This window comes from Segatella albensis DSM 11370 = JCM 12258 (genome assembly GCF_000426565.1).
GTDB classification, from domain to species: Bacteria; Bacteroidota; Bacteroidia; order Bacteroidales; family Bacteroidaceae; genus Prevotella; species Prevotella albensis.
This window is the reverse complement of sequence record NZ_AUFP01000030.1, coordinates 1-12,574: the sequence shown is the minus strand read 5'-3', so window position 1 is coordinate 12,574 and position 12,574 is coordinate 1. Positions and strand designations below refer to the sequence as shown.

The following is a 12,574-nucleotide window of genomic DNA, read 5'->3' as shown; positions in this document are numbered from 1 at the left end:
ATTACTTGGAAACAACTACCATAATAATATATAATAGGTTATATCAATGTTTAATTGGTATAACCTATTTCTATATATTTTTATCCTGAACGAATCCCGAAAGTCATCCCGAAGAATGACGGAAAGAATATTATAGGCTTGGTGATATCCAAGAGATTATGCAATAACCATTACCACTATGTCCTGTTTCTGTTCCTCTTCTAGGTTTTGGCATCACTGAACCACCATCTATCATTACAGCATTAGTAAATACCTTACCACTATAATGATTAGGTTGACCGGTATGAATTATATTATCTTCTGTTGAAGATTCATCTATTGCATCACAGCCTGAATAACCAGAGATGAAGGAAGAACCACCAGCACCAGAACCGACAATATTATGAGCATAAGAGCCACCTCCACCGCCATAGTAGCCTCCTCCACCACCACTACCATATTTACCTGTATTGTTCCCATTCCCCCCAATACCGAAAGTTCCATTATTACCATTCGAAATACCATTTCCTCCTATTCCGCCTTGTGTTTGAGTAGCACCTGTCGCTATAGATAATGGATCGTTAGGGCCATTAACAAGATCTACAGAATATAATCCATCATGTCCTGATAGCCCCCCTGCATTTCCTCCGTTACATCCTTCCCAATAATGATGAGCCCCTCCACCTCCAGCAGCAACTATAATTCTAGATTTTAAAGAATGAAAATCATTCCACGTTTCACCTCCATCAGATAGCCGTACATCTGTAGCTCCACCACCACTTTGGTGATTATTCCATGGCGCAAAAAAGGCACCTCCACCATTAAAAGAGATTACCCCTTTAATATTTCCTCCAGATTGTCCGACATAAACATAAAGGCTTATGTTGTAAGGTAAGGTAATTTTTCCTGCGCAATATCCACCTTTACCACCATACCTAGAAGTGTTATAAATTTCTTGATCATGGTCTATATGACTATCTCCTCCGCTTGCTCCCCAGCATTCTATCTTATAATTGGTGCTCAAAGGCGCTGTAAATGTTTGCACACTTCCCGTGTTTCTATACTATAGTTGTTGGTAAAAAGAAAATATTCAACAATACAAGAAAATATAGTAAGAGCGTATCAGTAAATATTCATATTACCGATACACTTACTTAGAATTTATTTCAAACGTTATAGAGTTGGTGATATCCAAGAGATGATTGCGTATCCATTATCATAGTGTCCTGTTTCTGTTCCACCTTTTGGCTTTGGCATGCTAGCATTGCCTGCAATCATTACAGGATTCGTAAATACCTTACCGCTATAATGATTAGGTTGTCCGGTATGAACTATATTATCCTCTGTAGAGGATTCATCTATTGCATCACATCCTGGATAACCGGAGATAAAAGAAGAGCCACCTGTACCACGTACGCCAACTTTATAGTTGCTATCTTCTACAAATGCATTACCACCATAATAACCACCTCCAGCTCCAACACGACCTCCGCTTTGTCCAATTCCGAATTTATATCCAGATATTTGTGATGCGCCTATTCCTGCTGTTGTATAATTACTGTTTGGAAAGGTATTATCATAATTAGGAGAAAACAAAGCCCCTCCATAAGATTGCTCACCACTAAAATGAACACCTCCCCCTGCAGCAACCATGATTCTAGATTTTAAGGAATTAAAATCGTTCCAATCCCCACTTTGTAGTCTGATATCTGTTGCGCCACCTCCTTGACTGTTGTTATTATCATCATTTGGCAAAACAAATCCACCGCCGCCATTAAATGTGCCACTATTTGGGCTTTTGAAGCTCTCATCATGAGAAAATATACCATTTTTCCCTTCTTCACCAATATAAAGATACAGTGTATAAAAATCAGATAAATTAAGGTATCCATTTGTATATGCTCCCAATCCTGCAGGTTGTCCTCCACTTGCTCCCCAGCATTCTATCTTATAACTGGTGCTTATGGGCACTGTAAAAGTCTGCACACTTCCCGTGTGTTTGTACTCCAGCAGCTACCAAAAAGAAAATATTTAACAGCAGGAGAGAATATAATAAGAGTGTGTCAATAATCAAGTAGACATTGACACACTATTTATTATAGGCTTGGTGATATCCAACTGATTATTGCATAACCATCTCCACTATGCCCTGTTTCAGTACCACCACCTGGTTTAGGCATGATCGCATCTCCTGCAATCATTACTGAATTAGTGAATACATAACCACTATAATGATTAGGCTGCCCCGTATGAATTATATAGTTTTCTGTCGAAGATTCTGAGATTGTATCACATCCCGTATAGCCAGAAATGAAGGAAGAAAAAAATTAAATATTATAGGAAAAAAGACTCAAAATAAACGCAAATACGGAAATTTCCGGGAAATTTCCGTATTATACCAAAAAGAATTGTTATCTTTGTCACCATTATAAACCATTTGCTTATGATAGAAAAAGCTCCCATAATAGATATTTCTGATAATATCGATACTGTGATGAATCTTATACATGATCCCAATCTGCAGACTTTGTATAAGAAAATTGAAGACGAATATCTCTATTGGGATAAGGTAAAATATCTTACTCCTAAAGGTGTCGATCCTCAACTCTTCTGGGGAGCCGTGAAGATGAAAAGGCAAATGCAGTTGCAGACTATCAGATTTGGCAAATATACATTCTCCTTCATGATTACTCCTTTGATGCAGAGCCTTCTGCATGAGTTTGACTTGAAGATGGGTGGCAGTCTGAGCGCCAATGGAGTGATTAGCCCTAGGGATCGTCAGATATATCTCGTGAACAGTATCATGGAAGAAGCCATCGCATCCAGTCAGATGGAGGGAGCTTCTACTACGCGTAAGGTCGCTAAGGATATGCTCCGAAAGGAACTTCGTCCTAAAAATAGAAGTCAACAGATGATCGTCAACAATTACGCTACAATTAAACAGTTGGTGGAGGAAAAAGGTCAGGTGCTGGACCTTAATATGCTCCTCGATATCCATCGGTCGATCACAACAAACACCTTGGATAATCCGGAAGATGAAGGCAGACTCAGACAGACGGATGATATCTATGTCATTGACGCTATTACAGGCAGCGTGGCCCACACACCTCCATCGCATACAGAGATAGAGGAACTGTTGCACGATTTGTTCGCATTTGCCAGCGATAAGGATAAAAGCAATTTCATTCATCCGATCATCAAAGGCATCATCCTCCATTTTATGTTGGCATGGATACATCCCTTTGTCGATGGAAATGGAAGGACAGCACGTTCATTGGTGTATTGGTATATGCTCAAGAAGGACTACTGGATGACGGAATATCTCAGCATCTCGCGTGTGATTTATAAGAATAAGAAACGTTACGAGCGTATGTTCCTCTATACCGAGGCTGATCATATGAATATGACATATTTCATTCTGCATAATCTTCAGGTGATGAAAAAGGCCTATGAGGATTTGAAGACCTATCTTTCCATGAAGATGGAGGAACGTAACTCCGTATTACAATACTGTGATATTGAAGGGATTAACGAACGACAGATGCAAATTCTTAAGATTATCAACGACACGCCATCCTTGGTACTCACTAGTCTGGAAGTATCCAACAGGTTTGGAATCTCAGACAAGACCGCCCGCACAGACTTGAAGGTTCTTACCGAATTAGGTTATCTCAAACGTATCCCTATAAACAAGAAGCAGAGTGGATATATCAAAGCGTAGTCATCCGAACAAGAATCAAGATACAGATTTATTGCCTCATTCATATTCCTTTCTATCTCCTTCAAATCTTTACCTGCAGTGATGATAGAAGCGTCCTTGATTAATCTTTATATTTCTTGCTTTCAATAGCATATACTTCTGATTAGAAATATATCCTGAAACTGAATGATATCGCGTGATTTGAGTATCTCACTATGAAATATATTTTGTTATACCTAACATAATAGATGATAATATATAGGTGTGTTGTTGTGAAAATGTAGCTTCGTTTAGTGTGCGACGGCCGTGGTATAGGTGTGCGACGGCCGTCGCACAGTCGTACCACGTTCGACGCACAGTTGTACCACGGCCGTGGTACATGTAATAGAGTTACGCGTTTACAACAATGATATAGGAATCATATCGTTACATTTATGGTGTTCTGATTGATAAATGTTAAATATGCATATAACGAAGTCGATTATCCACACAAAAACTTTGAAGAAATAGATTTAATTGCTATTTTTGCAGAAAAGCTACAAAATTAGGCATAAGATGATACTTAAAATCGAATTTGAGAATTTCTTTTCTATCAAAGATAGGATAAGAGTTGACTTTAGAGCCGGAAACATCAACACTGCTCTTGCTCGGGAGCTGAGCCACAATGTTATGGAATGGAAAGGTGTGCCTATTCTTAAAAGCATCGGACTTTTCGGGCCTAATGCATCTGGCAAATCGAATATCCTTAAGACTATCAATTTCTGCTGTAGATTGATATTAGATTCACACCTTAATAATGAGGGATCGGTCTTCAACTTTGAACCTTTCAAATTTGAAGGGTGGCAAGATAAACCAAGTAAATTTCTGATTGATTTTGTGTGTGATAACGTGGAGTACGAATATGCGTTTGAACTGACCAAGGAGCGTATTCTATCAGAAAGTCTATACTATTATCCTGTTGGTAGACGAGCCAAAGTCTTTGTCCGTGACATTAACGGCAAATATAGTTTCGGTACGGGAGTTTTCAACAAACCAACAGATGTTGTGTTGAATACCAGCGATAAGAATCTTTTCCTTAGTCGAGCAAGTTCCATGAATCGAGAACTCGCACAAAAACTGTACCGGTATTTCATGAACCAGTTCTTGCTCGGATTGGTCAATGTTAATGAGATGATGGCTCTTGACAGCTTTAATACATATAAAAAAGTTATCTTGAAGGCCCTTGAAATCTGCGACACAGACATTACCGATATTGAAGCAAGAAAAGAACAAGTCTATGCCCCCACTGCGGTATTAGGTCAAGTTGACGTAAAACTTGTTGATGTATTGAAATTTAAGACATTTCATCGCAATCAAAAAGATGTGATGTTTGATATGGACATGGAAGAATCCGATGGCACAAGAAAGCTTTTCCAAATATTACTTCGATTACTTGATGTCGTAAAGAACAAGAAAGGAATCATGCTTGATGAATTTGATCAAAGTTTGCACACCCGTTTGGCCGATTTCATCCTTGATCTGATCCACGCCTCCGAGAGCAGTCAGCTATTGTTTACATCACATAACACAAACCTTATCGACGTCAAGAGACTACGACGCGACCAGATCGTTTTTGTCAACAAGTCAGAACAGGGAGCAACAGAAGTATATTCATTATACGACTTCAAAGATTTTCGTGAAAATATGGATGCCGAGAAAGGATATATACAAGGTCGCTTCGATGCCGTTCCATATGTTGATTCCTCCGTATCAAGTATAAAACAATTATTAGAAGGTTGATTATGGCAAGCAAGAGAGAACCATCTCCATCTATGCGAATGCGGAAAGTCGCCCTTGTTATCTGCGAGGGCGAAACAGAAGTCTGCTATATCAATCTCTTGAAAAGATGGTATAAGTCACCAATCAAAATTATTTCGCACATAGAAGGAACGAAGATAACGCCATCATTGGTAGAGAGGCGCACCAAGGAGCTCAAGATCTCCCGATGGGATAAGGTACATACATTTCTCATGTATGACATGGATGTACAAGCTATCAATGAGAAACTGAAAAAGTGCAAAGCAGAAATGCTGTTAAGCAATCCTTGTTTTGAGATTTGGTTATTGCTCCATTCCAAAGACCAAAAGACAGCAATCAATACAGATGCACTCATCAAAGAATTGAAAAGAAGTGCATCGGTGTGGAAGAACTATTCCAAATCTGCTTTTACAGACACTCAAAAAACATATTTGAACAAGAATATCGACATTGCCGTTGCAAGAGCAAGAGGGCTGCATGAGTTCAAGAATCCGTCAACAGGTATCTACAAACTTATCGAGATGTTAAAGGAGGATGAGCGGTAGTCTTCCATAAGCAAGGATATTAAAAATACAAGGAGTGTATCAAAAGTCTACATGGCAATTGGTACACTCCTTATTTATTGTTCCATATTGTTGAATATTTTCTTCTAGACAATCTCAAAAGTACAGACACACGGGAAGTGTGCAGACATTTACAGCGCCTTTGAATACCACTTATAAGATAGAATGCTGGGGAGCGCAAGGAGGAGATATTCATTCTAATGGTTATTATGATTTAGGTGGAAAAGGAGGATATTCCATTGGATATAAAAGTTTAATAACATCTAACAAATTATATATTTGTGTTGGATCACAAGGTAGCTCAAATTCAGGAAACACTGGAGGAAATGGAGGCTATAATGGTGGTGGAAGAGGTGGCAATGGTTTTAATGATTATCGTAATTGGCCTGGAGGTGCCGGTGGTGGAGGAGCTACACATATTGCTATCACTACTAACCGGGGAGTACTAAAAAATTATGAAGACTACCAGTCAGAACTTATTTTAGTTGCTGGTGCAGGTGGCGGCATGGGGGCGTATGGGCCTATCGCTGGTGTAGGAGGTGGTTTAACTGGTGGAGATGCTTTCAGTAATAGAGAACTATATACTATAAAAGGAGCAACCCAAACTTCAGGATATACATTTGGTCAAGGACAAAATGGAATAAATAAGACCCAAGCAGTAGACTGTGATGCAGAAGGAGTTGGAGGCGGTGGTGGAGGATTCTATGGTGGCCTGACATGCTTAGAAACTGGAAGGTATTCTGATTGTTGTGGCGCTGGTGGTTCTGGATATGTTGGTGGTGTAACAAATGGAGCAACCATAGCTGGAGACCAAACTTTCCCAAGCCCGAGTGGTGGAACGGAAACTGGACATAGTGGTAATGGATATTGTATAATCACTTGGCAACAATTACCATAATAATATATAATAGGCTATATCAACAAATTCGCTGATATAGCCTATTTATTTTATAAGTGTTGTTGAATATTTTCTTTTAAGTGGCTTTAATAGTACAAACACACGGGAAGTGTGCAAACTTTTATAGCACCCATAAATACCACTTATAAGATAGAATGCTGGGGAGCTAGCGGAGGATACTTTAACGAAAAAGTTAGTGGAAAATACTATGACAACAAAGTTAGTGGAAAAGGTGGATATTCTATTGGATATAAGAACCTAAGCACATCTAACAAGTTATATGTTTGTGTTGGACAATGTCCTGGGGATATATTATATTTAGATTATTCTTACAATGGTGGTGGAGGCGGAGATGCCAGTGGCGGCGGTGCTTCTCATATCGCAATTAGCAATCGTGGAGAATTATATAATTATTTAGGTTATGAAAACGAAGTTCTTCTAGTCGCAGGCGGAGGCGGTGGTGGAGAACGCTTTCAAGGCGGAGTTGGTGGTGGAATTACTGGAGGTGATGCTGGTATGGTCAATTATGATAATACTGGTTATACCATAGCTATCCAAAGTAAAGGCGGTTCTCAATCAGCAGGTGGTTCTGCAGGCCGTCCTAATGATCGTGATACTGGTGGACAATCTGGTATATTTGGCAGAGGTGGGCAGGGCTATACAAACACAGCAGAAGATCGCGGTGCTGGCGGTGGTGGTGGTTGGTATGGCGGTGGTGGTATTAATCTTGTTGGTGCTGCAGGGGGAGGATCTGGTCATATCAATACAACATTAATTATAAATGGACAAACTATATCTGGCGACCAAACATTCCCAAGTCCGAGCGGTGGAACTGAAACTGGACATGATGGCCATGGCTACTGTATAATCACTTGGCAACAGCTACCATAAAATAATAAAGTAAGGAGTGTATCAAAAGTCAGAAAGATAATTGATACACTTTTTGCCTATTATATGCTCTCCTATTGTTAATTATTTTCTATTTTGTAATATTCGCAGTACAAACACACGGGAAGTGTGCAGACTTTTACTGCGCCCATAAGTGGGAATTATAAGTTGGAAGTTTGGGGAGGAGCCTCTGGTAAACGATTACAAGGAAATACAATCCTCAATAATGATTATGGTATAGGTGGATATAGTTATGGCTACTACAGCATGAATGCAAATCAAGTTATATATGTGTCTGTTGGAGGAAAAGGAGATGATGGACAATTCCAATCAAGAAATAAAGGTGGTTGGAATGGAGGTGGTGATGGTGAATGGGACCATGCCGATGATGAATCTATGGCAGGCGGTGGAGGGTGTACATCTGTTCAAATCAGTTTAAAAGGAGATGGACAACTATTTAACTATGAATCCGTGAGAAATACAGATGTTTTAATCGTTGCAGGCGGTGGTGGCGGTGGTGGCTTTGGAAATCAATATGGTGGTGGAGAGACAGGAAGTATACCTGAAGTAAGAATTAATAACAAGCCAACCGATTTGTATGAACTTAAACAGGCAACTCAAGACTCTGGTTATGCATTTGGACAAGGACAATCTGCTATAACAGATTTCACTGGCGTTGTAAATACAGAGATTCCAGGTGGCGGTGGTGGTTGGTATGGAGGCTATACAATTATTCCAATCGTTAATGAAACATTTGTAAAAGCCGGAGGAGGTTCTGGACATATTGGAACTATGCTCACAAATGGAGCGACAATAGCTGGTAACCAAACATTCCCGAAGCCCAAAGGTGGAACGGAAACAGGACATAGTGGAGATGGATATGCAATAATCAGTTGGATATCTGCAAGTCTATAACACACTTTCTTTTTCAATATCATTCTTCGGGATGCACTCGGGATTCGTTCGGGACATACATATATAGAAAATAGGCTATATCAGTGATATTTACTGATATAGCCTATTATTTTTATGGTAATTGTTGCCAAGTTACTACACAATATCCATTACCCTCACGAACACCGTTTTGCATAGAACCATTTGTACACATTGTTCCGATATGTCCGGATCCGCCACCTCCGCCACCGGCATAATCAGCAGCACCACCGCCATACCAGCCGCCGCCACCTTGGCCACCACCGTCACCACCTAATGTATATCCTCCTCTTCCAAAAGAACCATCAACTATAGTTTGAGTACCAGAACTTGCATCTATTGCTGTAGATTTACCTCCTGTAGTTTGGGTACCACCTTTTGCACTAGGTTCACTATTGCCATAGCCTCGGAAACCATTTTCTCCATTTGTTCCACCCCCAGCACCTCCTGTTGGAGTTGTCTTATCTGAAATGCTATAATACCATTCACTACCTCCACCTCCGCCAGCAACGATTAATACATCTGTTTCTTTAACAGATTCATAATGATATAATTGTCCGTCTGATAGTAAACTCTTTTGGATAGATGTCGCACCACCACCGCAAATTGAATATCGATGATCTTCTTCACGGCCTCCTCCATTCCAAGTAAAGTCTAACCCACCAGCTCCGACTGCTATATAAATATTTTGTTTTTTAGCCATAGAATAAGTGCCTCTAGCATAACCTCCCTTTCCTCCAGGAACAGTATTCCAGCCGCCTCCTTGAGCTCCCCAAACTTCCAGCTTATAATTTCCCGTTACTGGTGCCGTAAAAGTTTGCACACTTCCCGTGTGTTTGTACTACCTACGTGCTTAAAAAGAAAATATTAAACAATATAGCACTTACAAGTTAAATCCGTTGTGTAGACTAATAAAGTTTTCATCAAAATATTTGGAACTTTCATTAGAAGTTGTTATTTTTGTCATGACACAAAAATAAAGGAAAATGATGTCGAAGAATTCACATAACATATTACAATATACAATTGCTATTGTCGCTGACTTTGCTTCGCATTATGGTATTAGCCAGCGCCAAGCTCTAAATTATCTTGTACGGTATAAAGGGTTCAAGCATTTGCAAGACTATTATGAGGTGTTGCATACCTTTTCCTTTGAAGATAGTATTGCATCATTAGCACAGGTTTGTAGAAACAATGGAGGAAAATTATGATAAGGCTTTATCATGGATCTAATATGTTGATTTCCAAACCTGACTTGCAATATTGTAAGCCATATAAAGATTTTGGAAAAGGTTTCTATCTTTCGGCTGATAGAAAGCAGGCTCAATTGCTAGCGGTACAAAGGACAAGGCAAACTCTTGAAGGTCGTCCTGTGATAAATGAATTTGAATTTGACGAATCGCTTATGACGTCTGGTGAACTAAAGGTTATCACATTCGATGACTATAGCGAAGATTGGGTAAGATTTATTTTAGCTAACCGTGACATTCACCATGAGCAACCAGTTCACGATTACGACATCGTCTATGGTCCTATTGCTGATGATAGTGTGAGCTTTCAGTTACGTAGATATCAGCGTGGCGTCATTGGCACGGTTAAGGAGTTAATACAAGAATTGAGATATTCAAAAGGAATTACATTTCAGTATTATTTCGGAACACAAAAAGCATTAGATAAACTCATCAGAATATGAAACTGACACAATATCAAATAGAATCCATGCAAGAAGATATAACTTCTGATATATTGGAAATATTAATGGATAACAACAATATGTCTATGGAGCAAGCCATGACTTTATTCTATAATTCTGATACTTTTACGCGCCTACAGGATTCTGAAAGTGGGTTATATTATCAGTCTGTAGGTTATGTCATGGATTGTTTGAATAACGAACTAGCGACAGGAAAATGTTGGTGATTGTATCGAAATAAATAAACTTTTAATTTTGAGATATCCTCTGCAAATATTATCTTTGCAAAAGAAGGAGATTCTCTTATGGAACACATAACAGAAAAATATATTAATCCGTTAACAGATTTTGGGTTCAGACGTATCTTTGGAACCGATTCTAATAAAGACTTACTGATAAGTCTGCTTAATGCTTTGTTTGAATGTAATTTGGATGTGATGGATGTAAACTACTTTGTAAGTAAAGTTTTTGAAGAAAATGATGAAGTATGCAAAAATGCTTATGATGCTTTATTTCGTAAACTCACTTCCTTGTATACAAAATTGTGTTTCTTCGATAAAATGGAAACCGAACTTGAAACGATGCTTGACAAGTGGTTTTTCGCTTTAAAGAATATGTCTAAACTAAATCATCGACCAGAGCAATTACAAGAACAGGAATTCGTTAAGCTATTTGAAATTGCAAAACTTGATAAGCTAAGCGATGCAGAGATACATAGTTATGAACAGAGTTCCCTTTACTTCCGAGATATTAAAAATAGTATTGATACCGCTATAAAAATTGGTATATCTAAAACTAAATCTTCAAGTCTTGATAGTCTCTTTTAAGAAGAGAACTTCTTGAATGCCCTTATAGAGATTAGAATAAGATTTGCCTGTAGTAGTTTTTAGCTCGTTTAATGGCAGTTTCGAGTCCATTGTTTACAAGGAGTTCCTGCACCTATTTGTCTTTCGAAAAAACGACTCATGCTTATCGAAATTCTTGATATACTTGCGAAGTACCTTTATCACATCATGTGATGATGCATAATAACTTGGCGTCAATTACCGCAATAGAATAATAGGCTATATCAGCAAATTTGTTGATATGGCCTATTTATTTTTATATATATGTTTAATATTTTCTTTTGTTTGATATTAATAGTACAAACACACGGGAAGTGTGCAAACTTTTACAGCACCCATAACAGGGAATTATAAGTTGGAAGTATGGGGAGCTATGGGAGGTGGCTGGGGTTCCCATTGGAATGCCCCAGGAGGCTATTCCGGTGGATGGAAAAGTTTATCAAAAGATGACATATTATATGTAGTTTGTGGCGGAAAAGGTATAGATGAGAACCACTATACAGACGGCACCTCTTATAATGGAGGTGGAATAACTTCCGGAAATTATGTTAATGGGGTTGGTGGTGGAGGGGCTACTCATATAGCCACAGCCACAGGTCTACTTAAAGAACTTGTGGACAATAAAACAGCTGTTATATGTGTGGCAGGCGGTGCTGGCTCTAACGGAGGATGGGCCTCTCGAGATGTTCGCAAATACCAAGCAGGTGGAGGGCTTGTCGGGTTAGGAAGTCCTACAATATGTGGGGCAAATGACGTTCCAACTAAAGGTGATACAGGAGGAACTCAAACAGGCTGTGGCCCTGATGGGATAAAAGGAGGATTTGGATATGGTGGAGATGGAAATGATGATGGAGGCGCTGGCGGTGGAGGTTGGTATGGTGGAAATGGATCCGGTGGTGGCGGAGTCAATGCATCTACACATGGAGGTGGTGGCTCTGGATACATTGGAGGATTGACAAATGCAACATCTATAGATGGCGGTAAAACATTTCCGAAACCTGGAGGTGGAACAGAACAAGGACATCGTGATCATGGCTATGCAATAATCTCTTGGATATCACCAAGTTTATAAAACAGTTTCTTTTCTCCTTTATTCTTCGGTATGCTTTCGGGATCCGTTCGGGATAAACATATCTTGAAATAGGCTATATCAGCGAATTTGTCGATATAGCCTATTATATTAATTATGGTAATTGTTGCCAGGTTAGAATAGCATATCCAGCACCTTCACGAATACCAGATTGCATAGAACCATTTGTTAGCATATCTCCGATATGA

General features: G+C 39.2%; 15 protein-coding genes. 11 read left to right on the top strand and 4 right to left on the bottom strand.

Annotated elements, in window-relative coordinates; all coding sequences use genetic code 11:
* Positions 1–130: 130 nt before the first annotated feature.
* The 3 genes from K333_RS12300 to K333_RS12985 all read right to left on the bottom strand — a co-directional run bounded on the left by K333_RS12300 (position 131) and on the right by K333_RS12985 (position 2,291).
* Positions 131–1,024, bottom strand: coding sequence for a glycine rich domain-containing protein (locus K333_RS12300; RefSeq protein ID WP_051230930.1), 894 nt, complete (start codon positions 1,022–1,024; stop codon positions 131–133).
* Between the two features lie 128 nt (positions 1,025–1,152).
* Positions 1,153–1,965 carry a glycine rich domain-containing protein gene (locus K333_RS0109535; RefSeq protein WP_024990670.1) on the bottom strand — a complete coding sequence of 271 codons (813 nt, stop codon included), beginning with the start codon at positions 1,963–1,965 and terminating at the stop codon, positions 1,153–1,155.
* 110 nt (positions 1,966–2,075) lie between these two features.
* Complete coding sequence (locus K333_RS12985) at positions 2,076–2,291, bottom strand: glycine rich domain-containing protein (protein ID WP_081657239.1); 216 nt, start codon at positions 2,289–2,291, stop codon at positions 2,076–2,078.
* Positions 2,292–2,422: 131 nt separating this feature from the next.
* Here K333_RS12985 and K333_RS0109530 point away from each other — a divergent pair, with 131 nt between their 5' ends.
* From K333_RS0109530 to K333_RS0109505, 6 genes are all read left to right on the top strand, one after another.
* Positions 2,423–3,700: a Fic family protein gene (locus tag K333_RS0109530; protein WP_027452621.1), complete on the top strand. Its 1,278-nt coding sequence runs from the start codon at positions 2,423–2,425 to the stop codon at positions 3,698–3,700.
* A 534-nt stretch (positions 3,701–4,234) separates the two neighbouring features.
* Complete coding sequence (locus K333_RS0109525) at positions 4,235–5,458, top strand: AAA family ATPase (RefSeq protein ID WP_024990671.1); 1,224 nt, start codon at positions 4,235–4,237, stop codon at positions 5,456–5,458.
* 2 nt (positions 5,459–5,460) lie between these two features.
* Positions 5,461–6,021, top strand: coding sequence for an RloB family protein (locus tag K333_RS0109520; protein ID WP_024990672.1), 561 nt, complete (start codon positions 5,461–5,463; stop codon positions 6,019–6,021).
* Between the two features lie 139 nt (positions 6,022–6,160).
* Positions 6,161–6,937, top strand: coding sequence for a glycine rich domain-containing protein (locus tag K333_RS0109515; RefSeq protein WP_161624567.1), 777 nt, complete (start codon positions 6,161–6,163; stop codon positions 6,935–6,937).
* 111 nt (positions 6,938–7,048) lie between these two features.
* Positions 7,049–7,828, top strand: coding sequence for a glycine rich domain-containing protein (locus tag K333_RS0109510; RefSeq protein WP_027452620.1), 780 nt, complete (start codon positions 7,049–7,051; stop codon positions 7,826–7,828).
* Between the two features lie 126 nt (positions 7,829–7,954).
* Positions 7,955–8,740 (top strand): glycine-rich protein, encoded by a 786-nt coding sequence (locus K333_RS0109505; RefSeq protein ID WP_027452619.1) that lies wholly within the window; start codon positions 7,955–7,957, stop codon positions 8,738–8,740.
* A 112-nt stretch (positions 8,741–8,852) separates the two neighbouring features.
* Here K333_RS0109505 and K333_RS12295 read toward each other — a convergent pair whose 3' ends face one another.
* Positions 8,853–9,581 carry a glycine rich domain-containing protein gene (locus tag K333_RS12295; RefSeq protein WP_024990677.1) on the bottom strand — a complete coding sequence of 243 codons (729 nt, stop codon included), beginning with the start codon at positions 9,579–9,581 and terminating at the stop codon, positions 8,853–8,855.
* A 163-nt stretch (positions 9,582–9,744) separates the two neighbouring features.
* Here K333_RS12295 and K333_RS0109495 point away from each other — a divergent pair, with 163 nt between their 5' ends.
* The 5 genes from K333_RS0109495 (at position 9,745) to K333_RS0109475 (ending at position 12,368) form a co-directional block, all read left to right on the top strand.
* Entirely contained in the window at positions 9,745–9,969 is a 225-nt protein-coding gene (locus tag K333_RS0109495) for a DUF3791 domain-containing protein (RefSeq protein WP_306306355.1), read from the top strand.
* Positions 9,966–10,451 (top strand): DUF3990 domain-containing protein, encoded by a 486-nt coding sequence (locus tag K333_RS0109490; protein WP_306306356.1) that lies wholly within the window; start codon positions 9,966–9,968, stop codon positions 10,449–10,451. Before K333_RS0109495 ends, K333_RS0109490 begins: the two co-directional genes overlap by 4 nt.
* A gap of 65 nt (positions 10,452–10,516) precedes the next feature.
* On the top strand, positions 10,517–10,678 hold the full coding sequence (locus K333_RS0109485; protein ID WP_244870424.1) for a hypothetical protein: 162 nt from the start codon (positions 10,517–10,519) through the stop codon (positions 10,676–10,678).
* 78 nt (positions 10,679–10,756) lie between these two features.
* Positions 10,757–11,278, top strand: a complete 522-nt coding sequence (locus tag K333_RS0109480) for a PD-(D/E)XK nuclease family transposase (RefSeq protein ID WP_024990681.1) — start codon at positions 10,757–10,759, stop codon at positions 11,276–11,278.
* A 334-nt stretch (positions 11,279–11,612) separates the two neighbouring features.
* Positions 11,613–12,368, top strand: coding sequence for a glycine rich domain-containing protein (locus tag K333_RS0109475; protein WP_081767399.1), 756 nt, complete (start codon positions 11,613–11,615; stop codon positions 12,366–12,368).
* Positions 12,369–12,574 lie beyond the last annotated feature (206 nt).